Below are 25,404 nucleotides of genomic sequence, written 5' to 3' on the forward strand. Positions count from 1 at the left end.
TCTGCACAACCACGGTAGAGTGCGGAGAGTGGTAGTTCAACTACCGGGACGGTGACCCATGCGACGACGCAGCAGCCTCCTGATCGCCACCCTGGTTGCCACACTGGGGGTTCCGCTCGGCGGTGCCGCACCGCCCGCGGCCGCGGCGGTCACCTTCACCTCGACCGCGGTCGTTCAGAACGGCGCCCGCTGCCTGGACGTGTTCGGCGCCCAGACCGGGGACGACGTGAACCTGATCCAGTGGAACTGCCACGGCGGAACCAACCAGTCGTTCACGTTCACCCCGCTGTCCGCGACCTCCGACACCTACACGATCGGCACGTCCGCCGGGAAGTGCGCGGACATCGCCGGCGCCTCGACCGCGGACAACGCCCGCGCCATCCAGCAGACCTGCAACAGCGGCAACAGCCAGCGGTTCCGGCTGGTGCCGGTGACCATCACCGGCACCGACAAGACGTTCAACCTGCAGGCGGTGCACAGCAACAAGTGCATCGTGGTCAGCGCCCCCGCCACCAACGGCGCGCAACTGGTCCAGCTGCCCTGCTCGACCGCGACCGACCGGGTCTGGCGGCTGCCCAACTTCACCTCGGACGGCGGTGGCGGCGGCGGGTTCGAGACGCTGCCCCAACTGCCCACCAACGCCTGCAACAACGCCAGCCTGCCGCGCAGCTTCGGCACTAACTTCCCGACCCCGCGCGACCCGTTCGCGTTCGGCTTCTTCAACCAGTCGGCGATCGGCTGGCAGGGCAACTGGTACCCGGCGTTCTCCTACCTGTCCGGCTCGTACTTCGCCCGCGGGGTGCCGACCACGTACACCGCGGGCGGCACCAGCTACTGCGGTGCCATGTACTCGTTCGGGGTGTTCACCTTCGGCCTGGCCGCCGGCCAGGCCCCGCCGGCGCAGTCGATCCAGTGGACCATGGACTCCGGCTACCTGCCGGCCCTGCGCACCGCGTTCACCCGCAACAACGTCGCCATCTCGATCACCAACTTCGCCAACCGGACCGTGATCGGCGGCAACCCGTTCGTGCTCGCCTACACCCGGATCTCGGTCACCAACAACGGTTCCGCCGCGGTCACGGTGCCGCCGAACGCGTCCGGGCCGAACCTGGTGCGGCTCACCCCGGTGAACGACAGCGTGCCCGCCGGCACCACGCGGACGCACGACTTCGTCGCCGCGATCGACCGGTTCGGGGCCAACGTGGCCTACCCGTCCACCGCGACGCTGGCCGGCGCGCCGAGCTACGACACCGCGTTCGGCCAGATGGCGGCCTTCTGGAACGGCCGGATCGACGCCACCGCCCAGCCGTCGCTGCCCAACGTGGCGCTGCCCAACACCGGTGGCCTGGCCAACCCGGGCACCGCGCTGCGCAACGCCTACCGGGCCGGCACCGCGTACCACCTGATGATGCAGGTGGGCAAGGCGCCGTTCTCCGGGGCGAACAACTACGCCTGGCTGCTCAACCACGACGTGCCCGGCGAGTTGGTCGCCCGGTTCGCCACCGGCGATTTCAGCGACGCGCGGAACCTGCTGCTGGTCGGCCGGACCTCGGAGCAGCCGGGCTTCCCGTCGGTCGGCGCGAACTGGTACTGGGACGGCCTGTGGAAGACGCCGTGGGCGTGGGCCGTCTACCTGTCCAAGACCAACGACACCGCGTTCGTCAACCAGTTCTTCAACGACAACCAGACGCAGTTCGGGCCGAGCCTGCGCACGATCATGCGCACCCACTTCCCGGCACAGCTCGACTCGGACGGCACGCTGCGGTCGAACTTCGACAACGACTCCACCGGAAAGTGGATCCTGTCGAACTACTCGGCGCTGATCGGGCTGGCCGCGTACAAGTACATCGCGACCCGGATCGGGCAGACCGCCGAGGCGACCTGGGCGCAGGGCGCCTACACCAGCCTGCACAACGCGTTGAATACGGTGATCGGCACCAACCAGTCGGCCAACGGGTTCAACTTCCTGCCGTGCGAGGTGCACCGGCCGAACACGGCCAACCGGTGCAACACCTTCAACGACGCCAACTGGGCGCAGGCCGGGTGGTCGGGGCAGAACCAGTGGGACACCATGCTGATGGGCGGCACCCCGCTGTCCGGCATCGTCGGTGACCCGGCCCAGCTCGACCGGATGTACCAGTGGGGCTTCGGCCGGCTCGCCGGCCGGGTGCCGTTCCCGTCGTTCGGCGCGTTCTCCGGCTACTCCACCGCGTACAACACCGCGTACTCGGAGGGTGGCCTGTACGGCACGGCGTTCCGCGACCTCGCGATCACCAGTTACGCCTGGCAGATCCAGACCACCACCGGCGGCCCGAACGCCTGGTGGGAGGCCAACGGCAGTGGGCCGAGCGCGAGCAACATCTGGGCCGGCAGCCATGCCGGACCGCAGTTCGGCGCGGTTCCCTATGCCTGGCCCATCGCTCACCAGCAGCTAGCGCTGATCCGGGCGGTGGCCGCGGAGGGCCTGACCGCGAGCGGCTCCGGTCCGTTCACCTACACCCGGCCGCTCTACATCGGACGCGGCATCCCGAACGCGTGGATCGCGCCGGGTCAGACCACCACGGTCAACAACATCACGTCGTCGTACACAGTGGATACCGCGGCGCGGTCCACCTACGGCGTCTCGCTCGCGGTGACCCAGCCAGGGGCCGGCCGGGTGATCACGGTCAACCTCACCGGCACCCCGCCCGGCGGCGCCGTGTTCGTCCAACTCCCGGTGTTCGCCTCGTCGACCGTGGTCAGCGTGACCGGCGGCAGCTACAACGCCACCACCCGCACCGTCACCATGACCCCGGGCGCCACCCAGGCCGTGATCACCCTGAACAACTGATCCGCGCCCGGGCACGTTGGGCCCGGCGCCGCAGGCGCCGGGCCTGCGGCATGTCCACCGGCCAATCGGCGTGCCAGGGGGAGGCGGGTGGGGGACACTCGGACGGGGTAGTGTCGTCGGCGAGGAGATCTCGTGGTGGATTCCCATCCTGGGGAGGATGTCGCGGCTTCGGATCCGTTGATCGGGCGCGCCAAGCGGTTGTTCGAGTTTCTGGGGCGGGCGCAGCAGTTGAAGAACCTGCCGCCGCGGGTGGTGGACAGCTACCGGCGGGACGGGGCGGTGCTGTGGCTGGCGGACCTGCCGGTACATCCGGCGGTGACGGCGGCGCACCGGGTGGACGAGCCGGGGTTCGATGACGCGCTGCTCACGATCGACCGCGTTGCGCGGTCGGAGCCGCCGGTGGCCGACGAGGAGTTGGCGCCGTGGCTGGCCGGGCCGCTGGACGACCCGGACCGGGCGCCCGAGCCGATCGCGGCGACCGAGTTCGACGGCACGACGGTCGAGGCGCCGCCGGACATCACGGCGCGGTGCCGGCAGTGGCTGGACGAATGGGAGCGGTGGGCCGCGCGGGAACGGGTCGAACGGCCGGTTCGGGCGGCGTACGGCGAGCTGTTCTCGGCCTACGTGACCGCCGCGGGCAATCCCGAGGAGCTGGAACTGGTGGTGGCCGCCGGCTGCCTGGCCTGGACGCCGCCCGGACATCCCACGATCAAGCGGCACCTGCTCAGCGCGCCCGCGGCGATCCACTTCGACGACGACACCGGCCGGCTGACCGTGCAACGGGTCGAGGCGGCCGACGCCGTCGAGGTCGAGCTGGACATGCTGGACCCCGGACTGGTCGCCAACCCGGCCCACGTCAACGAGATCCGCGCCGAGGCCCGGCTGTTCGAATCGCATCCGTTGCACCGCAAGGAGATCGGCGGGCTGATCCGCCGGCTGGTGCACAGCCTGGACGCGGACGGCGAGTACCGCGACACCGAGACCGCGCCGGAGCCCGCCCGGCACGCGGTCGCCGCGTTCGCCCCGGCGGTGATCCTGCGCCGCCGGTCCCAGCGCGGACTGGTGGACATCTTCCAGGCCATCGTCGATCAGCTCACCACCGCGGGCGCGGTGCCGGACGGCCTGCTGCCGCTGATCGACCCGCGACACACCCCGCGGGTGAGCCGCGACCCGACCGAGGGCGCGCTGGTCATGGTCGACGGCGACCCGTTCCTTCCGTTGCCGGTCAACGACGTGCAGTTGCAGATCCTGCAACAGGTCGACACCAGGGCGCAGACCCTCGTGCAGGGACCGCCCGGCACCGGCAAGACGCACACCGCCGCCGCGCTGATCTCGCACCTGCTCGCCCAGGGCAAGCGGGTGCTGGTCACCGCGCACACCGACCGGGCGCTGCGCGAGGTCCGCGACAAGCTGCCCGCGGAGATCCGGCCGCTGTCCGTGGCCGTGGTCGGCACCTCGCGCGAGGACATGTCCGACCTCAAGGTGGCGGTCGGCCGGATCGCCGCCGCCGCGACCGAGTACGACCCGGTCACCGCCCGGGCCACGGTCGGCGCCTGCCTGGACGCGGTCGAACGGCTGCGCCGCGAACGCGTCGGCCTGTACCAACAACTCGTGCACGCCCGGGAGCAGGAGGTCGGCACGCACGAGCACGCCGGCTACCGCGGCACCCTGGCCTCGATCGCCTGGCAGCTGCGCGCCGACGCGGTGCGGTACGGCTGGCTGGCCGAGCACCTCACGGTCCCGTCCGGCAGCCGGGCACCGCTGCGCGACGACGAGATCGCCGAGTGGCACGGTTACCTGCTCGACCGCGAGCTGGCCGCGGACGAGCCCGAATCCCTGCTGCGGCTGCCGGACGCCGAGACGCTGCCCGACACGGCCCGGTTCGCCGACCTGGCCGCCGCCGAGCGCGCGGCCGCCGGAGCCGAGGTGGAGCACGACACGATGCGCCGGCACCCGGCCTATCCGGCGGTGCTCCGGCTCGACCCGCAGACCCGCACCGAACTCCAGACCCGGCTGAACCAGCTCGCCGCGGAGGCCGACGATCTGGCCCGCAGGCGCGAGACCTGGATGACCGAGGCCCTCACCGACGTGCGCACCGGCCGGGCCGGCATCTGGCAGGGTCGTGCCCGCCAGCTCGGCGAGCTGACGCAGCGCTGTTCCGTGCTGGTCGGCCAGCTCGGCCCGGTGGTTCAGATCGAGGTGGCCGGCGGTGACGTCGGTCCGCTCATCCCGCCGGCCAACGCGCTCTACGCGCACCTGCAGGGCGGCGGTGCGATCAAGACCGGACCGGACGGGATGCCCAAACTCGGCGGCCTGGCCCCGAAACCGGTCAAGCAGGCCCAGTCCGTGTTCACCCGAGTGCGGGTGGACGGCCTGCCACCGACCACCACGGGGCAGCTGGCCGCGTTCCTCACCTGGGCCGAGGCCAACAAGATGCTCGCCGCGCTCGACCGCACCTGGCCGGACGGCGTTCCGGTGCCCGGCGACTTCGGGACGCCGCAGGAACGCCTGCAGTGGCACATCACCGAACTGACCCAGCTGCACCGGTTGCTGCGGCTGGCCGATGCGCTTGAGGTCGAGCAGGGCCGGCTGACCGGGCTCGGCATCCCCCGTCCGGACTGGACGGACCTGGACGCGGTGCGCGATTACGCCAAGCTGGTCGATGCCGCGGCCGCGGCCGACGCCTCCGGTGCGGCCGTCGAACCGTTGCGGCACCTGGAAAACTCCCTCGAGGAGGCGGCCAGGTGGGCGGACGCGGCACCGTGCGTGCCGGCCATGCTGGCCGCGGTGCGCGCCCGGGACCACGACGCGTACGCCACGCAACACCGGCGAGTGACCTGGCTCGCCGAGGTGCGCCGGATCCTCGCGCGGCGCGACCTGCTCGCCGCCGGGCTGACCCCGGCCGCGCCGCTGCGCGCGGCGATCGACCGGGATCCCGGTGACCCGCAATGGGTTTCCCGGCTCGCCGGCTTCACCGCGGCCTGGGCGTGGGCAGCCACCTGTGTCTGGGTGCTCGAGCAGACCGTCACCGACGTCAACGACCTGCAGGCGCGGATCAGCCGCACCGAGGAGCGGATCCGGCGGCAGGTCGAGACCCTGGCCGCGACCAGGGCGTGGGGCCACGCGGTGTCTCCGGACCGGCTCACCGGTCAGGCGCGGGCCAACCTCGAGCACTACGCATACCTGGTTCGCCGGCTGGGCAAGGGAACCGGACGCTACGCCGGGCAGCGCCGGGCCGAGGTCCGGACCGCGATGGACAGTTGCCGGTCGGCCGTGCCGGTATGGATCATGCCGATCTACCGGATCGCCGAGCAGTTGCAGATCCGGGAGAACATGTTCGACGTCGTGATCGTGGACGAGGCGTCGCAGGCCGGTCTCGAGGCGACGTTCCTGCAGTACCTGGCGCCGAAGATGGTGGTGATCGGGGACGACAAGCAGGTCTCCCCCACCGCCGTCGGCGTCGACCAGCAGCAGTTGCGCGATCTGGCGGCGCAGTACCTGGCCGACGACCCGTACCGGTCCGCCTGGCAGGACCCGCAGCGCAGCCTGTTCGACGAGGCGAAGATGCGCTACCGCGGCCTGCTCACGCTCACCGAGCACCGGCGGTGCGTGCCGGAGATCATCGGGTTCTCCAACCGGGTCGCCTACGAGCCGGACGGGATCCGGCTGCTGCCGGTGCGCCAGTACGGGGCCGACCGGCTCGAGCCGGTGGTCGCCGTGCACCTGCCGGACGGCCACGTCGAGGGCACCACCAACAAGGTCAACCCGGTCGAGGTGGAGGCGATCGTCGAGACCATCGAGAAGTGCCTGGCCGATCCGCGCTACGACGGGCTGAGCTTCGGGGTCATCTCGCTGCTCGGTTCGGCGCAGGCGAAGGCCATCGAGAAGCGGCTGCTGGACCGGGTCGCGCCGGAGGACTGGGCGGCGCGCAGGTTGCAGTGCGGCGACTCCGCGGCATTCCAGGGTGCCGAGCGCGACGTGATGTTCCTGTCCATGGTCGCGGCGCCGCGGGAAGGTCAGCGGATGGCGGTGCTCGGCCGGGATCTGTTCGTGCAGCGGTACAACGTGGCGGCCTCCCGGGCCAGGGACCAGATGTGGCTGTTCCACTCGGTCTCCCTGACCGAGCTGGACAACGCCGAGGACATGCGGTTCCAGCTGCTCGACCACTGCTACAGCGTGATCAACCGGCGGCGCGAGGGCGACGGCCGCGGGCTGATCGCCATGGTGCCGGAGGACCGCCTCGTGGACCCGTTCGCCTCGCTGTTCGAGCAGCGGGTGGCGAACCAGTTGGTGGACAAGGGTTACACGGTGGTGCCGCGTTATCCCGGCGCGGCGCACCCGCTCGATCTCGTGGTGGTCGGCGCCAAGTCGCGGCTGGCAATCGAGTGCGATGGGGACACCTGGCCGGGACCGGAGTCCTACGAGCGCAGGCTGGCCCAGCGGCGCGATCTCGAGCGGTGCGGCTGGCAGTTCTTCCGGATCCGCGAGTCGGCGTTCTACATCAACACCGCCGCCGTGCTCGACGAGCTGTCGAACACGTTGCGGGACCTGGACATCCACCCGCGCCAGATCGAGCCGCCGCGCCCGTAGCGGCCCGATCCGGCCCGGTCGGGATTACAAGCCGTAGCGGCTCTTGAGGTGCCGCCACCAGTCCCGGAACATCCACGCGTCGAACGTGGTGATCTGGGCGGCACTGCCCGCCTTCATCAGGAAGCCGGGCACGCCGGTGGGGGTCCAGTCGTAGAAGTCGTCCAAGCCGAAGCTGTGGCCGACCTCGTGCAGGAAGATGTGGATGTTCTCGTTGTTCAGCGCGCCGACGAAGTACTCGCTGCCGACCCGCTGACCCCAGTCCCCGCCTGCCCCGCCGCGGAACCCGGCGGTGAGCCACAGGGACATGTCGTAGTGCCGGGCGGCGCCGCCCGGGCAGCGCGAGTAGTTGCCGTCCTGGTGGAAGAACCGGCCGCAGTCGGCGCGGCACTGCGGTGCGTTCTCCCGGATGTCGTTGACGTAGATGTCGACCGAGTTGTCCGTCCACTGCAGCGTGCCGCGGTTGCGCACCGCCCAGCCGACCACGCGGACCGGCACGTTCGGGTACGGCCAGCGTTCCCAGCCCTGGCCGTTCTCCACCATGACGTTCATCCACTTGGTGAACTGGCGGGTGAGCGCGGCGTGGATCTGGTCGCGCAGCGCCGCGGACACCGGTGCGCTGGAGTCCCACCGCACGCAGTAGTTGATGAACCCGCGGTTGGCCATGACCTGGTCCCAGCCGTAGTTCCGGAACCCGTGCAGGTTCGGATAGGTGGACTCGACGTGCCGCCACACCTGGTCGAGCGGCTGCACGAGGTTGGCCGGCGGGTTCCACGCCTGGATGGCGACGTCGTCGGCCTGTGCCGTGCCCGGGCTCGCGACGGCGGTCAGCGCGGCGGCGACCCCGGCGAGCAGCGTACCGAGTCGTTTCGCGAACATTTCCGTACTCCTTTCCTTTCCTGGCCTCAGGTTGTTCCTGCTGCCGGTGTCGCGCCGCGGATGTTGAGCTGGTAGGGGTAGGTGTCGACGGTGACCCCGTCCCGGTAGTTGATGTGCACCGATGGAGTGGCCGCCACGGCGAGCATCAGGACGGACTCGCCGCCCTGCAAGGCGAACGTGGCGGTCTGGTTCGGCCCGAACTGCGGGCTGTACCGGACGGAGAAGTCGCTGCGCACCGCGACCAGGCTGAACCGCCAGTCCGACCCGATCGACGGGTTGACGTTGCCGGTCAGCCGAACGCTCACCTGGCCGCCGGACTGGGCCGGGTTGAGCCGGATGAGGTTGTAGCCATACTGCTGCGGAGCCTTCACGGCCGGGATCCGGTAGTCACCGTTGGCCTGGTTGACCGTTTCCAGCGACACCGTGTACCGGGGCGAGTAGCTCGCGCCGCCTCGCCAGACGTCGCTGCGGATCGACGCGCCGTCGCTGTAGTCGTAGACGACCTGACGGCGGGCATAGTCGCCGATCAGTTCGCCGAACCGGGAGTGGTCCAACCCGAACAGCCGCTTGATCGTCTGGATCGGGTGCTCACCCTGCTGCGCCTCGTACCACATCCGGTGGACCGACTCGAGGCCGAAGGTGTCCCGGATCTTGTTGATCAGGAACCAGTCGCCGTAGTACGTCTCCTGGGCCAGCCACCGGAAGTGGTGCCGGGCGCCGAAGTATCCGGAGCCGATCACGACCTCCGGGCGGCGCATCCGGGACATGAAGTTGGCGTGCGCCTCCCAGAACCGGCCCGAGTTCGGGTTGCCGAACCCGAAGCCGCCGCCGCGGCCCTGCTGCCGGTTGAGCTGGCTGGCGTAGGTCTGCAGCACGTGGTTGTACTCGTGCCCCTCCACCCACATGTCCCAGATCTTGTCGTAGGGCAGGCAGATGTGGCCGACGCCGATCTCGTCCGAGCCGGCCCAGTTCGCCGGCGGCAGGAAGTTGTTGCGCCAACTGCCGCACAGGTAGACGTTGATCCGGTAGTCCCGGCCGGGTGAGATGCTGTCCGGGTCGATGAACCGCGCGGTGTTCTTGAAGTAGGTGTAGGTCGCCTCCATCTTCTCCAGCACATAGGCCGGGTAGTCGTTGATGCCGCGGTTCGTGCGCGCCCACGCGACCACGTCGACCGCGTCACCCCAGCGGACGACGAAGTTCGCCGACTCCCGGAAGTTGCCGGTATAGGCGCCCGCCTGCGTGATGAACCGCGGAATGCGGCTCTGTTTGGCGAGGATGCCGGGCGACTCGGTGGCCCCGGTGGCCGGCACCGGGCCGGCCGTGACACCGACCAGGACGAGCGCGAGCATGACGAGTAACCTGTGGAATTTCCCCATTGTGTGTGTCCCCTTCAGAATTGGTGAATCAGTTCAATGCCATCCACTCCAACATGCCGGTGGAGAAACCGGATCTGGCGGTGATGTTCAATCGCAGCCGGGTGGTGCTCACCGGGCTGAACGTGGTGACGTTGAACGTGTTGGCCGCCACGCCGCAGGCGGACTGGTTGGGCACGTTGGCATACGCGCTGCCGGTCCAGTACTGCACCTGGCAGGACGCGGGCAGGTCGATGCCCTGGTTGTCGTCGAACCAGTAGGCGGCCGACCGGCTGACCGACACCGGGTTGGTCCACCGGTACTCCACCCACTGGGTGCCCTGCTGCGGCCAGTTCCCGTACACCGGGCGCGTGCGGTCCGCCGAGTTCGCCGGAACGAAGCCGTCGTTGACCGCGGCCAGGTTCTCCCAGGCGGACACGAACGACGTGGCCGCGGTGGCCGTGCGGGCGTGGTTGGTGCCGCTCGGCGGTCCGCCGCCGCCCCGGGTCTGCGCCACCTTCTGCATGGTGCCGTCGGCGTTGAAGAACAGCCGGTCCACCGCGACCGAGCGGCGGAAGTTGCCGCCGCCCGGCGCGTCCGCGGTGTGGTAGACCATGTACCACTGCCCGTTGAACTCGATGATCGCCGGATGGTTGGTGGTCGAGCTGACCTGGTCGAGCACCACGCCGCGGTGCGTCCACGGGCCGAGCGGGTTGCTCGCCGTGGCATAGCGGATGCAGGCGAAGCTGGACGAGCTGACGCAACCGGCGTCGTTGGCCGCGTAGGCCAGGTAGTAGACGCCGTTGCGCTTGAACAGCCAGGGCGCCTCCCAGAAGTTCGTGACGCCCTGCGGGGTGATCACCGGACCGTTCATGGAGATCATGTCCGGGTTGAGCCGGACGGCGCGCACACCCCAGAAGGAGCCCCAGTACAGGTAGGCCTGGCCGTCGTCGTCGACGAACACGGTCGGGTCGATGTTCAGCCCCGACGAGTTGGGTGTGCTGTCGCTGATCAGCGGGCCGCCGATGGCGTCGGTGAACGGCCCGAGTGGACTGTCGCCGACCGCGACGCCGATGTTCATCCAGCCCGGCCCGTTGCCGTTGATCGAGACATACCAGTAGTACCGGCCGTTGCGCGGCTCGACCTCGGCCGCCCAGGCGTCGGCGCCGGCCCACGGGAAGTCGCCGAGGGACAGCCGCGCGCCGTGCTGGGTCCAGTTGGTGGCGTCGGTCGTGGACAGCACCTGCCAGTCGCGCATCACGAAGTTCGTGCCGCCCGCCGGAGCCTCGTCGTGTCCGGTGTAGACGTACAGCGTGTTGCCGACCACCAGTGCCGCGGGGTCCGCGGTGTAGCGCGTGGTGATAATCGGGTTCACCGCGGATGACGGGCTGACTACGGTCAGTGTCAACACCACCGCGGCCAGGACCGCCGGCCAGCTTCTCCTCATGGGCGTGCCTTTCCTAGGGCAGCACGGTGACGGTGGCGGTGGCGCGCAGTGCGGTGCCGTCGACGATGCCGATCCGGGTGAACGTTCCGGGTCGCGCGACCAGGTCCGAGGTGATCGGCTGCCAGACCACCGGGGCGGCGGACGTCGTGCCGTCGGCGTAGACCTTGGTCGCCGTGCCGGGAAGTTCGGGTACCCGCCCGACCGTGGTGGCCACCGTGACCGGCTCGACCCGCACCGCCGGCTCGGCGAGCAGCTTCCACTCCAGCACCCCGACCGAGGCCAGGCCGCTCTGCAGCACGGCCCGCATCCGGGTGGTGGTCACGCTGCCGAACGTGGTGCGGTTGTACTGGTTGATCGCGGTGCCGTAACCGCTGGGATCGGCGAGGTCGACGAACCCGGCGCCGTCCCAGTACTGGATCCGCCAGGACGCCGGGGCGCGCACTCCCCCGTTGTCGTCGAAGAAGTACATGTCCGAGGCGTTGACCCGGACCGGGCTCGCCCAGTCCAGTTGGATCCACTGCTCACCCTCGTTGGGCCAGGTGCCCCAGCGTCGGTTCACGCCGTCGTTGGACGTCGGCGGGTCGATCCCGTCGTTGATCGCCGCGACGCTCTCCCAGGGCGACGTCGAGGACGCCGTCGGCGTACCGTCCATCGACACGTTGATCACGTCCGGGACCGGGGTCGCGACGACGGAGACCGTCGAGGTGCCGGTCGCCACGCCGTCGGTCCCGGACAGGCGCAGCGTGTACCGGCCGGGCTCGGTGAACGTGACCACGGTGGCCGCCGCGTCCGGGTCGGTGAAGATCGCCGTGCCCGGTCCGTCCACTTGCGACCATCGGGCGGCCAGGGTGGCGGATGGCAGGGCGTCGTCCTTGACCACCCCGACCAGCCGGGCCTTCGCCGAGCGGTTGAACCCGAGGTCCTGCTTGGCCAGCACGTAGGGTGCCGCGTTGGCCGGTCTCTGCACGCGCTCGCCGGTGCGCAGGACCTGGATCTCCTTGAGCCCGCTGCGCTGGCCGGCCTGGTGGGTGAGCACCACCCGGATCCGGTCCGTGCTGATCTCGCCGAACCGCACCTGGTTGTAGTTGGCCCGCGGGGTGAGCGGCATCCGGGCCGCACTCGGGGCGTCCACCCAGCGCGACCCGTCGCGGTACTGGATCCGGTACATCGCCGGCTCGGCCAGCCCGCCGGGAGTGCGATCCCGGTAGAAGTACAGCCGGACGGTGTCAAGGGGTTGCGCCCGACCGAGGTCGACCTCGAAGGTGTCCTCGGCGTTGGGCGAACCCCGGGTGCTCCAGTACGGCTCGTCGATCGTGGCGCCGTCCACCGCGCCGCGCGGGTCGAACCCGCTCTCGCTGAACGAGGCCGACACGTTCGCGCCGAGCGCGACGTTGGTCGCGTCGCCGGTCCGGCCGATGTCCGCGCCGGCCTTGGCGAACAGGTCGGTCAGCCGGTCGCCGGTCAGCCGTACCTGGTTGGGCGCGGCCATGTCCCGGAACCGCTGGGTGCGGCCCACCCTGGTCGGGTCGTCCGGGAACTCCAGCAGGCCGCGCTCCGGATCCCACAGCAGGTGGGTGAGCCGGTCGACGGTGAACGCCCGCCGGCCGTCGACGAACGCCGAGTAGCCCTCCGGAATGCCCGGGTAGCGGACGATCCCGTCGGCCGGGTCGTCCCACACGATGGTCAGATCGCTGTTGCGGTAGCGAATGTTGTTGACCGTGAAGTGGTCCCAGCCGATGTCGATCGGCGCGAGTTCCAGCCGGTGGTCGTCGCGCGGGCGCAGCCCGGCCACGTCCTCGATCATCGTCCAGTTGCTGCTGCCCAGGATCGTGTGGTGGATGCCGGAGCGGCCGTCGATGTTCTGGGTGGCCGGGTTCCAGTTGAACCAGAACTCGTTGGAGTCCGGGAACTGCGTGTTGCCCCGGACGAACCCGGCCCAGGCGTTCCAGTACAGCAGCTTCTTGTAGTCCTCCGCGGTGATCGCGTCGGTGTCGTAGTTGCGCAGCACCGAGGAGAACAGCCGGAACTGCACGGTGGAGTTGATCTGCGAGAAGTTGTTGGAGCCGGGGAAGCCGGCCTCGGCGGCCTCCGCCTTGTCGGCCTGGTTGGCGGTGTAGAACGGGAAGACCGGGTACTGCGCCGGATCGGCGAACAGCCGCAACGCGTTGGTGTAGGGCTGTTCGTTCGGGATCGCACCGACCGCGAACGGGTAGTAGTTGTTGATCTCCTTCCACGGGTCGTGCGCGTCGGTCGCGACGTGCCGGTGCTCGAACAGCTCGCGCTCGGGATTCCACAGCACGGACACGATCGCGGTGCGGATGCGGTCGGCAAGCGCGCGCAGCTCCGCCGCTTTCGCCGTGTTGCCGATGGTCTCGTAGGCGCGGGCGGCGGCCAGCGCGCCGCTGTACTGGTAGGCGGACTCGGCCCGGTCCAGGTTGCCCGGCCGCCAGTCGAACGAGACCGCGTCGGCGTCATTGCCGGTCAGCGCGCCCCAGTCGTACTCGATCAGGCCGTTGCCGTCGCGGTCGTAGAAGGCGAGTTGGCCCTTGACGTCGCCCTCGGCGTAGCGGGCCAGGTTCGCCACGATCTGGCGCTGGCCGCCGTGGATCTGGTAGCTGCGCCAGGCCGCCTCGGCGATGTACTGGGTGTAGCTGTTGCTCCAGTTCTCCGGATCGCCCGGGTTGTCCAGGAACCGCCCGCCGCGCGAGGACTCTCCGGTGGACACCCAGGGACCGTAGGAGTACATCGGGTCCCGCAGGTATTTCAGGTCGTCGATGAACATCGGGACGGTCAGGGCGATCGCGTTGTTGTAGCCGAGCACGCCCTCGATCGAGGTGGGGAACTGGAAGTCGTTGCCCGGGATGTCGGCGTCGAGGTAGTTGAAGCGCATCAGCCACCAGCGGTAGTAGATGTACTTCTTGATCCCCGGCTCCGGGACGTCGATGTAGGGGACGTTCTCGGCCCACCACAGGTTGTAGGCCCGCACGTGCCGGGCGAAGGCGTTGTCCGGCGACAACACCTGGTAGATGTCGTATCCGGTGCGCGACTCGGGGATCTCGTCGGACAGGAAGCCGAGCTGCACCTTGACCGTGACCGTCTGTCCACTTCCGACGGTCACGGTGCCGGCGAGCTGGCCGTCCCGCGGGGTCAGGCCCTGGCCGGACAGCCGGGGGAACACCGTGGTGAGCCGCTCGCCACGGGAGTTGAGCACGTCGTGCACGCCGGTCAGTTCGTCGCCCTCGGGTGTCGCGACCAGCGGGGAGGACACGGTCAGCGACAGGGTCTGGGCGGCGGTGCCGGTGTTGGTGATCGACACGTTGGTCACGGCCACGTTCTCGTGCGTGATGAACTTGCGCACGTCGGCGCGCAGGCCGAGGGCGGCGTTGAGGTAGCTGCCGCGCCAGTGGCTGGGCATCTGCAGCCGCTGCGCCGGCTGTTCGGCGAACCCGCCGGAGCCGATCGTGATCGCGTACCCGCCCTGGTTGGTGAAGCTGTCGAAGAACTCGTTGTAGTAGGCGACCCGGCCGCCGAAGCCGATCACCGCGTTGCTGTGCTGTCTCATGTAGACGGTCCGGCCGCGGGTCATCAGCCAGTTCCCGGCCGGGTCGGCGCCGGGCCGGGCGAGCAGCCGGTCCATCCAGAAGTCGGTGCCGGCCACCTCGCGGTCGTAGATCGCCCGCATCATGTTGCCGGGCGTGTACGCGCCCGGTTCGGCGGGCAGCGCCGGCCCGGAGAACGTCGGGTACCCGATGGTCTGCTCGGCCCGGGCGGGCACGGCGAGGGCGGTCAGGACCCCGGCGGCGAGAACGTTGGTCAGCAGGGAGGCCATCAGCCTCCGGATGATCGGCATGTGCGTCACCTCGAGAGGCCGAAAACGTTTTCGGCGATCTGACCGTAAGCGGACCGTTACAGTGGTGTCAATAGCCGAAAACCGTGCCGAAAGGGACTAGGGGTGACGCGACAGCGGAGCCAGGCGGTCACGCTGACCGACGTGGCCGCGCTGGCCGGCGTGTCGGTGGCCACCGCGTCCAAGGCGCTCAACGGCCGCGACGAGGTCGCGCCGGCCACCCGCAGCCGGGTGCTCGAGGCCGCCGAGAAACTGTCGTTCCAGCCCAACATCCTGGCCCGCGGGCTGATCTCCGGCCGCACCCGCACCGTCGGCCTGCTCACCGACGAGTTGGCCGGCCGGTTCGCCATCCCGATCCTGCTCGGTGTGGAGAACGCGCTTGGCAACGAGCAGATGTCCGTGCTGCTGTGTGACGCGCGCGGCGACCCCATCCGGCGCCGGCACTACATCCGCACGCTGCTGGCCCGCCAGGTCGACGGGTTCGTCATCCTCGGCGACAACAACGACACCCGGCCCTCGCTCACCGGCGACATCCCGGTTCCGGTCGTCTACGTCTACTGCGAGTCCGACGACCCCGCCGACCTTTCCATCCTCGCCGACGACGCCGGCGGCGCCCGGCTCGCCGCCGAGCACCTGATCGCCATGGGCCGCAAGCACATCGCCCACATCACCGGCCCGGCCAGCTACCGCGCCGCCCGCGACCGCGCCAGCGCGTTCCTCACCGTGCTTGCCGAATCCGCCCTCCCCCTCAGCGGCGACCCGTTGTACGGCGAGTGGTCCCAAGCCTGGGGCCGCCAGGCCACCCGGTCGTTGCTCGCCGCCCACCCCGACGTCGATGCGATCTTCTGCGGCAACGACCAGATCGGCACCGGTGCCGCCCAGACCCTCTCCGACCTCGGTCGCCGCGTCCCCGAGGACGTCGCCATCGTCGGCTACGACAACTGGGAGGTCTTCGCCGCCGACTCCCGCCCGCCGCTCACCACCGTGGACCTCAACCTCCCCCAACTCGGCGTCACCGCGGTGGAACACCTCTTCGCCGCTCTCGACGGCCGCCCCCGCTCCGGCGTCCTGCGCCAACCCTGCCGTCTGGTCATCCGCGCCTCGACCACATAGCCGACTCGGGTCAGCCGATGGGGCGGATCTCGACGCAGCATTCGCCGGGGCGGGGGGCGAGGACGGCGTCGACGGTGGTGGCGCGCAGTCCGGAGAGGAAGCCGGCGAGGTAGGCGCGGTTGATGCCGCAGACGAGGTCGGGGGCCTTGGCGGCGAGCGGATGGAACGGACAGTTGCGCATGCGGACGCAGGTCGGGTCGGGGCGGGTGGGTTCGAAGCCGAGGCGGGTGAGGAAGGACTCCGTGATGGTGAGGGCGCGTTCGGCGCCGAGCCGGCCGGGACGCAGGCGGTTGCGTTCGTCGGTGCCCTGGGACTCGCCGCGGGCGGCGGCCACGCGCAGGGCGGCGTCGCGGGCGGTTTCGCCGTCCGACTCGGTGATCACGGCGTCCATCAGGATGTCGGCGAGGACCTCGTGTTGGCGTTCCGGGATGTTGACCCGGATGTCGATCTCGGTCGGCTCGTAGACCTTGGGAGTGCGGCCGACCTTGCGCAGGCCGCCGACGCTTTCGTAGCGGGCGCGCAGCAGGCCGGCGTCCACCAGCTTGTCCAGGTGGAACGCGGCGAGCTTGCGGGAGATGCCGACGGCGGTGGCCGCCTCGTCCCGGGTCACCGGGCGGCGGACCCGCCGGATGAACACGTACATCCCCCGGCGCAGGCCGTCCTCCAGCGCCGCTACCGCTCTGATCGCCGGGTCGGCCGCGGGCTCGTCGGTCGTCACCCCCGCAGAATATCTCCTACGAGCGTGTTCACAAGTCGTGTGGGTGAGCATCTACCTGCTGGACTTGACGGACGAGGCGGATAAGACCAAACTCTGTTGGTGAAATAAACCCCTAGGTAGGTGTTATCGTGTCTACTCCGCAAGCCGCGGCGAAACGTCCCGTAAGCGCGCTCCTGGCCGGCCCGTACGGCCATCCGTTCCACCCGATCCTGGTGACCGTGCCCATCGGCGCCTGGGTCTGCGCCCTGGTCTTCGACCTCGCCTCCCGGTTCGTCGACGACCCGGGCTTCCTGGCCAAGGGCTCGGTCTGGCTGATCGCGATCGGGGTGATCGGGGCGGTGGCGGCGGCCCTGGTCGGGCTGCTCGACCTGTTCGCCATCCCGACCGGCACCCCCGCGTTCCGCACCGGGCTGCTGCACATGGGCCTCAACCTGGCGGTGACCGCCGCCTACATCGGGAACTTCTTCTGGCGCCAGGCCGACTACGACACCCCGGCAGCCGTCGCCACCGGCCCGCTGGTGCTGTCCGCGCTGAGCCTGGTCGCCCTCGCGGCATCCGGTTACCTGGGCGGAAAGCTCGCCTACCACTACGGCGTCCGGGTCGCCGACGAGGCCACCCAGGCGCAGGGCTACCAGACCAGAACTGACTGACCACAGGAGGACTCATCGTGGGTATCGCCGCGCTCATCACCTGGCTGCTCACCGCGGTCGGCGGCTTCGTCATGCTGGGAACCTGGGTTGCCAAGGGTGGTGTGCGAAACCCCAGCAGCACCCGGCTCTCCCCACCGCTGATCTTCGGCCACTTCGCGCTCGCCGCGATCGGGCTGGTGCTGTGGATCGTCTACCTCATCGCCGACTCCACCGCCCTGGCCTGGACCGCGGTCGTGCTGCTGGTCCCGGTGGCCCTGCTCGGCTTCGCGATGCTGGTTCGCTGGCTGCCCACCGTCCGGGGCACCACCGCCGGCGCGAGCGACGCACCGCCGGAGCGGAGCTTCCCGGTTCCGGTGGTGGTCGGCCACGGGCTCATCGCCGTCATCACCGTCGTGCTGGCGCTGCTCGCCGCGCTGAACGCGAGCTGACCGTGACGATGCGTTCGACCTCCGCACTGCGGGTCGTGCACGAGCCGGGTGACCAGGTCGACCTCGAAACCGCCGAGCGCGCCGCCCGGGAGTTCCTGCAGGCGCTCGGCGTCTCGCTGGAGTCCGAGAGCCTGCGCGACACGCCGGCCCGCATGGCCCGCGCCTACGCCGAACTGTTCACGCCGCGGCCCTTCGACCTGACCACCTTCCCCAACGACGAGGGCTACGACGAGCTCGTACTGGCCAGGGGCATCCCGGTGCGGTCGGTGTGCGAGCACCACCTGCTGCCCGTGGTCGGCGTCGCGCACGTCGGATACCTGCCGGGTGAGCGCATCCTCGGGCTGTCCAAGCTCGCCCGCGTGGTCGAACACTTCGCCCGTCGGCCCCAGGTCCAGGAACGGTTGACCAAGCAGGTCGCCGACTGGCTGTGCGATCACCTGCAACCCAAGGGCGTCGGCGTGGTGATCGAGGCCGAGCACAGCTGCATGACGCTGCGCGGTGTGCTCGCCGTCGGGTCCAACACGGTCACCTCGACGCTGCTCGGTTCGCTGCGCGCCGACGCCCGCTCCCGGCAGGAGTTCTTCGCCCTCACCGGGGTCCACGGCTGACCTCGCCGCTACGTAAGGAGAACGGCCAGATGGCCACCCAGCATTTCATGATCGTCGGTGCCGGCCTGGCCGGCGCCAAGGCCGCGGAAGCCTTACGCGGTCAGGGATTCGACGGCCGGGTCACGCTCATCGGCGATGAGCAGTACCGACCGTACGAGCGGCCGCCGCTGTCCAAGGACTACCTGGCCGGCAAGGCCGACCGGGACACCGTGTTCGTGCACACGGAGAAGTGGTACGCCGACAACGACATCGACCTGCGGCTGGGCGTCGCGGTGGCCGGAATCGACCGGAGCAGCAGCCGGGTCCGGTTGGCCGACGGCGCGAGCGACGGCTACGACCGGCTGCTTCTGGCCACCGGCGCCCGGCCGCGCCGGCTCCCGGTGCCGGGCGCCGACGCGACCGGCGTGCACCACCTGCGCGCGCTGCCCGACTCCGACGCGCTCAAGGAGGTCATCGCCAACGCCGCCCGGCTGGTCGTGATCGGCGCCGGGTGGATCGGCCTCGAGGTGACCGCGGCCGCCCGGACCAACGGCGTCGCGGTGACCGTCGTCGAGTCGGCCGAGCTGCCGCTGCTGCGCGTGCTCGGCCCCGAGGTGGCGCCGGTCTTCGCGCAACTGCACCGGGAACACGGTGTGGACCTCCGGTTCGGCGTCCAGCTCACCGAGATCACCACCGCGGACGGCGTGGCCACCGGGGTCCGGCTGGCCGACGGGAGCCACATCCCGGCCGACGCCGTGCTGGTCGCCGTCGGGGTGGAACCGAACACCGGATTGGCCTGGGACGCCGACCTCGACGTGCACAACGGCATCGTGGTGGACGACTCGCTGGCCACCAGCGATCCGCACATCTTCGCCGCGGGCGATGTGGCCAACGCGTTCCATCCGGTGCTCAGCCGGCACATCCGGGTCGAGCACTGGGCCAACGCACTCAACCAGCCGGCCACCGCCGCCACCGCGATGCGGTCGGGCAAGGCAAGCTACCGGGAGCTGCCCTACTTCTACACCGACCAGTACGACCTCGGCATGGAGTTCACCGGGTTCGTCGAGCCGGGCGAGTACGACCGGGTGGTGTTCCGCGGCAACGTCGAGGCGCGCGAGTTCGTCGCGTTCTGGTTGAAAGACCAACGGGTGCTGGCCGGGATGAACGTCAACGTGTGGGACGTCGTCGACCCGATCAACACGCTGATCCGCTCCGGCGGCGCCGTCGATCCGGTGCGGCTGGCCGATCCCCGACACCCGCTGGACGAGCTGGGCGTGGAGTAACAGCGCCGGCTCAGCCGACCGCGATCCGGTCGCCTGCGCCGGCGAACACCCGGTCGTCGCCGGGAACCCGCTGGGTGGGCAGCTCGGCCGGGTCCGGGTCGGTGGTGAGCAGCGGGACCGTGCCGGCGACCAGCGCACCGTCCCGGCAGGCGCGCTCCAGTTGGGCGCTCAGCCGACCGGTTCCGGTCCGCAGGCCGAGGCCGTAGCCGACCAGAAGCAGCAGTTCGCCCGCGCCGGAGGCGGTACGCAACCAGCCGGACGGCAGGTCCAGCGGGACGCCGTCGACCAGCGGCCGGTGGTGCGGCCACTCGACCGTGACGGCGTGGATCCGGTCGATCCGCACCCGCCAGCCGCCGACCGGCCGGGTGTCCCGCCGGTCGAGATCGGTGGTCAACCGCAGCCCGCGGGCCAGCGCGATCCGGTGCAGCGCGTCGACGGCAACGCCGCCGCCGTCGGACCGGTCGCGGGCCGCCCCCTCCATGACAAGGACGGCGGTGCGCCCGTGCTTGCCGTTCCACAGGCTGGCCTGCATGTGCAATTCACTGTCTGGCATTCCCCGGCCTCCAAATTCCCCTCCCCATTTATCGACCCTAACCCATTCAGCCGGTGACCATTACGACGAAAACTACCTAAGTGAAAACAGTTATCGGCCGGGGGTGGCCGGGATGGCCAATGCCAGCGCGAGCGAGCCGTCCAGGAACATCAGGCCGCGCGCCTGGAACTCGGCGAACGCGTCCTCGATCACCCCGACCGGCTGGGTCAGGCCGAGCCGGCGGCGGACCGCCTGCGCGGTGCTCGGCCGTTCGCTGCACGCCAGGTAGATCTCGGCCAGGGTGTCGCGGAAGGTGTAGCTGCCCTCCCGGCCGGGAAAGCGGGTGTCGTCGATGCGCAGGTGACCGGGCGCGGACCGGTAGCGCAGTACCGGCGGGGACCCGGCCGTCCAGGTCCGCTTCCAGCTGTCGACCGCCGCGGCGAGGTCGGCATAGGCCGCCTCGGGCAGCGCCTGTTCCAATTCGTAGTCGAAGAAGTACGCGATCCGCTCGAGGTCCACTGTGGACGGATAGACGAACCGGTAGCTCCGCTCCGGTTCGCGGTGACGCATCCGGAACCGGTCCGGCCGGGTGAACAGCGGGCTGAAGCGTTCCAGCCACACCCGGTCCGCGCTCATCGGCGGCTGCAGGTGCACCAGGTGCGGAACGACGGCCGCCTGCGCGGCGTAGTCCGCCTCGGTCTCACCGGGAAACCCCCACAGAATGTTCCAGCCGACCCCGATCCCGTAGTACCGCGCCCAACGCAGCAGGTTCACGTTCTGCGCGGCGCGCACGCCCTTGTCCATCAGGCGAAGCACGTTGGAGCTGAGCGACTCCAGGCCGGGCTGCAGGTGCGTGACACCGGCCCGGGCCAGGGTCCGCAGCGCCGCCCGGTTCAGGTTCGCCTTGACCTCGTAGAAGATCTGGTAGTCCAGCTCGTCCGAGGCCAGTGCCGGGAACAGCTCCCGGACATAGGCCGGTTCGAGGATGTTGTCCACCGCCTCGAACCGGAAGGTGCGGTACCTGCGGGACTGCCCGGCCAGTTCGGCGCGCACCCGGTCCGGCGACTTGGCCCGGAACCGCATCGTGGTTCCGTTCAGGCCGCAGAAGGTGCAGTGGTGCTTGGCGCCCCACCAGCAGCCCCGGGCGGACTCGAACGGCAGCCAGACGTTGTCGACCGGCAGCCCGAGCCGGGCCGCCCGGTCGAAGTACTCGTCGTAGTCCGGCGCGGGCAGGTCGTCGAGGGCGGTCAGCGGGGCCGCGGGCGGCGTCGCGACCACGCGGTCCCCGACCCGGCGGGCGACCCCGGGGATCCCGTCCACCCCGGTGCCCGCGGCCAGCGCCTCGAGCAACCGGGGAAACGCCGTGTCGCCCTCCCCGATCACCGCGTAGTCCACGCAGTCCACCGACCGCACCAGTTCCCGGCCCATTTCGCCGTCGAAGTTCGCCCCGCCGAACACGGTCACGAGCTCCGGAAACCGCCGCTTCAGCCGCCTTGCCAGCGCGAACGAGGCGGTGTTCTGCTGGAACGTCGAGCTGAACCCGACCACCCGCACCTCGTGCCACGGAAAGCCGTCCAGCAGGTCGTCCAGGAACGCGGGCACGTCGCGATCCCTGGTGCGCAGCAACCGGTCCAGCGCGGGCTCCGCCGCCGAGGTCAGGTAGTCCAGCTCGCCGGTCAGCTCCGCGAGCAGCCGGGCGTCGCGGTCGGGCGCGGCGTCGCCGAACGCCTCGACCGCGAACAGCCAGTCCCCGACCAGCCGGCCGCGGGACTCGGCCAGCAGCCGGTACCAGTCCGCCCCGATCCGGGCCGCGAAGTCCAGGTTCGCGTGCAGCGTCCGGACGTCGTGGCCGTGCGCCGTGCCGATCTCCTTGAGCAGTCCGAGTTGGATGGACGGCCGGTCGATCTGCATGAACGGCATGGACACCAGCACGGCCGGCCACGCGGCCCGGTTCGGGCCGGTCATGGGGAGGGAGTTCGACTGATCATCGGGGGGGACGCCGAGGCCGAGTCCGCCGACGGGATGCCGGGCTGACCGGCCGGGTCGACGAGCTGAACGCGAGGGTATCCCAGGAGCAAGTCGACGGTCTGCGGCGTGAACGAGTTGGCGAACTCGTCCCTGAAGCTCGGTACCTCGGACGGGGTGTAGTCGAGCGGCTTGTCGAGCGGGCTACCGACGATCATGATGTCCTTGGCGACCCACAGGATCGCCCGCGCCAGTTCGCGCTCCTCGTCGTCCAACTGGGCCAGCCCGTCCAACTTGTCGAGCAGGCGCTCGGCCAGTTCGCTGGGTTCACTCATCATTTGCCTCCTCAGATCATTCATCTCTCGTTCGTCCCTTGTGGACTGTTGGTCAGCTTGACCCGGTGTACGTCGGCCTCCGGATGGCCGAGCTGGTTGAAGATGTCGATGCCGGCCCGCCACGCGGCCCGCGCGGACGCGGTGTCTGCCGCCTGGTGATAGGCGTCGCCGAGCGCGGCAAGCGAGCGCGCCTCGTTGATCCGGTACTCGGCCTCGCGGAACTGTTCGACCGCCGCCCGATAGCAGACGATCGCCCGGTCGAGCTCACCGAGCTGCTCGTGGGCGTAGCCGAGGCTGTGCCAGGTCTCGCCGGCGCCGACCCGGTCGCCGAGCTCCGTTTGCAGATCAAGGGCCTGCCGGCAGTATCCGATGGCCGCCGCGTGGTCGCCGAGCAGGGCGCGAAACCAGCCGACCGCGTTGAGGCAGCGGCCCTGTCCGGGTCGGTGCCCCGCGGAGCCGAACAGTTCCAGCGCCCGCAGGGTGTGCGCCAGTGCCTCGCCGATCCGGTCCTGCCGTTCGAACATCCAGGACAGGTAGAACTCGACGTAGCCGCTGCCGACCTCGTCGCCCGCGGCCGCATACAGGTCCTGGGCGGCCAGCAGGAACGCGTGAGCGTCCTCGTACTTGTCCAACCAGACGTAGGTGCACCCGATGTAGCACTGCGCGAAGGCTTCCTTCGCCGGGTCGCCGAGCCGTTGCGCCGCCTCCAGCGCGGCCGAGAGCATGTCCAGCTCGTCGTACCAGAGTCCTTGGTGGGCAAGGAAACGCCGCGCGGTCCAGGCCAGCTCCCAGACCTGCGGGTCGAACTCTCGGTCCTGGTGCACGGCCAGCAGCAGCACCCGGTGCTCGGCCACGAACCAGGCCAGTGCGGCCGCCTTACCGGTCATCCGCTCCGGGCTCACACCCGGCGGAACCCCGGTCAGCTCGGGTTGGCTCTGCCAGTGGATGTCGATCAGCCGGTCGGCGTTCGCCGCGCTGTGCACGTAGTGGCCGAGGATTCGGCGGGTGGCCGCGTGCAGGTCGGCCGCGGACTCGGTTGCGTGGGCCAGCTCGGCGGCGTAGGCACGCAGCAGGTCGTGGCAGGTGTACCGGCCGGGCTTGTGTTCGGCGACCAGGTGCGCCCTGGCCAACTCGGCCAGCAGCGGGCGCACCCCGCCGACCGGCAGCCCGGCCAGGCTGGCCGCCGCGCGCACGCCCAGATCCGGCCCGGGGTGCAGCCCGATCAGCCGGAACATCCGGGCCGCCGCCAGGCTCAGTTGCAGGTAGGACCAGGAGAACACGGCCCGGGCGTCGGTGGCCGGGTCGGCGCCGGCGAACTCGTCCAGCCCGCCGCGGGCGTCGCGCAGTTCGCCGGCCAGCGCGGCGAGTCCGAAGGTGGGATGGGTCGCGGCCCGGGCCGACACCACGGCCAGCGCCAGCGGCAGCCCCGCGCACAGCCGTACGATCTCGTCCACCGCCCGTGGCTCGGTCGCGATCCGGTCGGCGCCGATCCGCCCGGCCACCAGTTCCCGGGCCGCGGCCGGGTCGAGCAGGTCCAGCGACACCGGCCGGGCTCCGCCTGCGACCAGGCCGGCCAGCAGATCGCGGCTGGTCACCAGGGCCAAGCAGTCCGGCGTGGCCGGCAGTAACGGGCGGACCTGCTCGGCGTCGCGGGCGTTGTCCAGCAGGATCAGCACCCGCCGGTCGGCCAGCAGGCTGCGGTACAACCCGACCTGCGCCTCGAACCCGGCCGGGATCCGGTTCGACGGCAGGTCGAACGCGGCCAGCAGGGTGCGTACCGCCTCGGTCGGGGTGACCGGCGCCCCGCTCGGGTCGAAGCCGCGCAGGTTCAGATACAGCTGCCCGCCGGGAAACCGGTCCCGCATCCGGTGCGCCCAATGCACGGCGAGCGTCGTCTTCCCCACACCCGCCGTTCCGGACACGGTGACAATTCGCGCGGCGGCCAATTCGTCGAGGCGGCGCAATTCCGGATCCCGGCCGGCGAAACCGGGAACGTCGGGCGGCAGCTGCGCCGGGACGGCCGGCGAAATCCCCCGGTCGGGGGAGGCCGGCTCGCCGCGCAGGATCGTGCGGTGCAGCGCCTTAAGCTCCGGCCCGGGATCGGTGCCGAGCTCGTCGGCCAGCCGGCGGCGCAGCGCCGCGTAGCGCTCCAGCGCCTCGGCGGCCCGGCCGGCCGCATGCAGGGCGCTCATCAGCACCCCCTCCAGCGCCTCGGCCAGCGGGTGCTCGGCGGCCAGATCGGACAGCGGGCCGATCACCGCGACCGCGTCGCCGAGCCCGGTGGCCAGCTCGCCCCAGCGGACCGCCGCGTCCAGCCGGCGCCGCTGCCAGCTCGCCCGGACCTGCTCGGCCCAGGCACCGGGCATCCCGGCCAGCGGCGGGCCCCGCCACAGCCGCAGCGCCTCGGCCAGCTCGGCCGCGCGCTCGGCCGCCGGTCGCCGCGGGTTCGCGGCCCCGGCCGCCAAACGCGCGAATCGGTGCAGGTCCACCCGGTCCGGGTCGATTTCCAGGACATATCCGGCTATCCGCCGGTCGATCCGCACGACTATTCCGGTGCGGTCCGCGCCGCGTTTGAGCAGCTGCCGGATCCGGCTCAGGTGTGAATACAGCACATTTCGCGCCTCGGCCGGCGGCGCGTCCGGCCACAACCGGTCGACCAGCGTCTCGATCGGCACCGGCCGGCCGGCGTCCACGGCGAGCACGGCGAGCACGGCCTGCTGCCGCGGCGGGCCGATCTCCATGACCTCGTCCGCCGCCCAGATCTGCATCTCACCGAGCAACCGGAATTCCATGCAGCGGACCCCCGGTGATCGCCAGACCGCCAACGGATCTGTCGATGCTGCCTGCTCCG

Annotated in this window: 16 protein-coding genes; 7 read left to right on the plus strand and 9 right to left on the minus strand. The window is 70.6% G+C overall.

The window, feature by feature from the left end:
• Positions 1-58 precede the first annotated feature (58 nt).
• The gene (locus VFV67_RS13175; RefSeq protein ID WP_326470007.1) at positions 59-2,830 is read left to right on the plus strand and encodes an RICIN domain-containing protein; all 2,772 of its coding nucleotides are present in this window, start codon (positions 59-61) and stop codon (positions 2,828-2,830) included.
• A 135-nt stretch (positions 2,831-2,965) separates the two neighbouring features.
• Complete coding sequence (locus VFV67_RS13180) at positions 2,966-7,420, plus strand: AAA domain-containing protein (protein ID WP_326470008.1); 4,455 nt, start codon at positions 2,966-2,968, stop codon at positions 7,418-7,420.
• Positions 7,421-7,444: 24 nt separating this feature from the next.
• On the opposite strand, the gene VFV67_RS13185 is transcribed toward VFV67_RS13180, so the two are convergent.
• From VFV67_RS13185 to VFV67_RS13200, 4 genes are read right to left on the minus strand one after another with little or no spacing between them, the layout of a single operon-like run.
• Positions 7,445-8,296 (minus strand): hypothetical protein, encoded by an 852-nt coding sequence (locus VFV67_RS13185; protein ID WP_326470009.1) that lies wholly within the window; start codon positions 8,294-8,296, stop codon positions 7,445-7,447.
• Positions 8,297-8,322: 26 nt separating this feature from the next.
• The gene (locus VFV67_RS13190; protein WP_326470011.1) at positions 8,323-9,645 is read right to left on the minus strand and encodes a DUF6055 domain-containing protein; all 1,323 of its coding nucleotides are present in this window, start codon (positions 9,643-9,645) and stop codon (positions 8,323-8,325) included.
• Positions 9,646-9,700: 55 nt separating this feature from the next.
• Complete coding sequence (locus VFV67_RS13195; RefSeq protein ID WP_326470012.1) at positions 9,701-11,095, minus strand: glycoside hydrolase family 43 protein; 1,395 nt, start codon at positions 11,093-11,095, stop codon at positions 9,701-9,703.
• A 13-nt stretch (positions 11,096-11,108) separates the two neighbouring features.
• Complete coding sequence (locus VFV67_RS13200; RefSeq protein WP_326470013.1) at positions 11,109-14,945, minus strand: discoidin domain-containing protein; 3,837 nt, start codon at positions 14,943-14,945, stop codon at positions 11,109-11,111.
• 102 nt (positions 14,946-15,047) lie between these two features.
• Here VFV67_RS13200 and VFV67_RS13205 point away from each other — a divergent pair, with 102 nt between their 5' ends.
• Positions 15,048-16,055: a LacI family DNA-binding transcriptional regulator gene (locus VFV67_RS13205; RefSeq protein WP_326470014.1), complete on the plus strand. Its 1,008-nt coding sequence runs from the start codon at positions 15,048-15,050 to the stop codon at positions 16,053-16,055.
• A 10-nt stretch (positions 16,056-16,065) separates the two neighbouring features.
• On the opposite strand, the gene VFV67_RS13210 is transcribed toward VFV67_RS13205, so the two are convergent.
• Positions 16,066-16,698, minus strand: coding sequence for a transcriptional regulator (locus tag VFV67_RS13210; protein ID WP_326470056.1), 633 nt, complete (start codon positions 16,696-16,698; stop codon positions 16,066-16,068).
• A 203-nt stretch (positions 16,699-16,901) separates the two neighbouring features.
• Here VFV67_RS13210 and VFV67_RS13215 point away from each other — a divergent pair, with 203 nt between their 5' ends.
• Genes VFV67_RS13215 through VFV67_RS13230 form a run of 4 tightly spaced genes read left to right on the plus strand, consistent with a single transcriptional unit; the run spans position 16,902 to position 19,721 of the window.
• Positions 16,902-17,423, plus strand: a complete 522-nt coding sequence (locus VFV67_RS13215; protein ID WP_326470016.1) for a DUF2231 domain-containing protein — start codon at positions 16,902-16,904, stop codon at positions 17,421-17,423.
• A gap of 17 nt (positions 17,424-17,440) precedes the next feature.
• Entirely contained in the window at positions 17,441-17,851 is a 411-nt protein-coding gene (locus VFV67_RS13220) for a hypothetical protein (protein ID WP_326470018.1), read from the plus strand.
• Positions 17,852-17,859: 8 nt separating this feature from the next.
• Positions 17,860-18,459: a GTP cyclohydrolase I FolE gene (folE, locus tag VFV67_RS13225; RefSeq protein WP_326470057.1), complete on the plus strand. Its 600-nt coding sequence runs from the start codon at positions 17,860-17,862 to the stop codon at positions 18,457-18,459.
• 29 nt (positions 18,460-18,488) lie between these two features.
• A complete protein-coding gene (locus VFV67_RS13230) occupies positions 18,489-19,721 on the plus strand; it encodes an NAD(P)/FAD-dependent oxidoreductase (protein ID WP_326470019.1) in 1,233 nt (410 codons plus the stop codon).
• 10 nt (positions 19,722-19,731) lie between these two features.
• On the opposite strand, the gene VFV67_RS13235 is transcribed toward VFV67_RS13230, so the two are convergent.
• From VFV67_RS13235 to VFV67_RS13250, 4 genes are all read right to left on the minus strand, one after another.
• Positions 19,732-20,274, minus strand: a complete 543-nt coding sequence (locus VFV67_RS13235) for a hypothetical protein (protein WP_326470020.1) — start codon at positions 20,272-20,274, stop codon at positions 19,732-19,734.
• Between the two features lie 90 nt (positions 20,275-20,364).
• Positions 20,365-22,218 (minus strand): RiPP maturation radical SAM C-methyltransferase, encoded by a 1,854-nt coding sequence (locus VFV67_RS13240; RefSeq protein ID WP_326470021.1) that lies wholly within the window; start codon positions 22,216-22,218, stop codon positions 20,365-20,367.
• Positions 22,215-22,553 carry a hypothetical protein gene (locus tag VFV67_RS13245; RefSeq protein WP_326470022.1) on the minus strand — a complete coding sequence of 113 codons (339 nt, stop codon included), beginning with the start codon at positions 22,551-22,553 and terminating at the stop codon, positions 22,215-22,217. Before VFV67_RS13245 ends, VFV67_RS13240 begins: the two co-directional genes overlap by 4 nt.
• A gap of 20 nt (positions 22,554-22,573) precedes the next feature.
• Positions 22,574-25,345, minus strand: a complete 2,772-nt coding sequence (locus VFV67_RS13250; protein ID WP_326470023.1) for an AfsR/SARP family transcriptional regulator — start codon at positions 25,343-25,345, stop codon at positions 22,574-22,576.
• Positions 25,346-25,404 lie beyond the last annotated feature (59 nt).

The sequence above is a fragment of the Actinophytocola sp. genome (assembly GCF_035762905.1).
Taxonomy (GTDB): Bacteria; Actinomycetota; Actinomycetes; order Mycobacteriales; family Pseudonocardiaceae; genus DASYTH01.

Coding starts and splice junctions, on each gene's coding strand:
- VFV67_RS13175 (WP_326470007.1), top strand. CDS start 59: ATGCGACGACGCAGCAGCCTCCTGATCGCCACCCTGGTTGCCACACTG.
- VFV67_RS13185 (WP_326470009.1), bottom strand. CDS start 8,296: ATGTTCGCGAAACGACTCGGTACGCTGCTCGCCGGGGTCGCCGCCGCG.
- VFV67_RS13190 (WP_326470011.1), bottom strand. CDS start 9,645: ATGCTCGCGCTCGTCCTGGTCGGTGTCACGGCCGGCCCGGTGCCGGCC.
- VFV67_RS13195 (WP_326470012.1), bottom strand. CDS start 11,095: ATGAGGAGAAGCTGGCCGGCGGTCCTGGCCGCGGTGGTGTTGACACTG.
- VFV67_RS13200 (WP_326470013.1), bottom strand. CDS start 14,945: ATGCCGATCATCCGGAGGCTGATGGCCTCCCTGCTGACCAACGTTCTC.
- VFV67_RS13210 (WP_326470056.1), bottom strand. CDS start 16,698: ATGTACGTGTTCATCCGGCGGGTCCGCCGCCCGGTGACCCGGGACGAG.
- folE (WP_326470057.1), top strand. CDS start 17,860: ATGCGTTCGACCTCCGCACTGCGGGTCGTGCACGAGCCGGGTGACCAG.
- VFV67_RS13230 (WP_326470019.1), top strand. CDS start 18,489: ATGGCCACCCAGCATTTCATGATCGTCGGTGCCGGCCTGGCCGGCGCC.
- VFV67_RS13235 (WP_326470020.1), bottom strand. CDS start 20,274: ATGCCAGACAGTGAATTGCACATGCAGGCCAGCCTGTGGAACGGCAAG.
- VFV67_RS13240 (WP_326470021.1), bottom strand. CDS start 22,218: ATGACCGGCCCGAACCGGGCCGCGTGGCCGGCCGTGCTGGTGTCCATG.
- VFV67_RS13245 (WP_326470022.1), bottom strand. CDS start 22,553: ATGAGTGAACCCAGCGAACTGGCCGAGCGCCTGCTCGACAAGTTGGAC.
- VFV67_RS13250 (WP_326470023.1), bottom strand. CDS start 25,345: ATGGAATTCCGGTTGCTCGGTGAGATGCAGATCTGGGCGGCGGACGAG.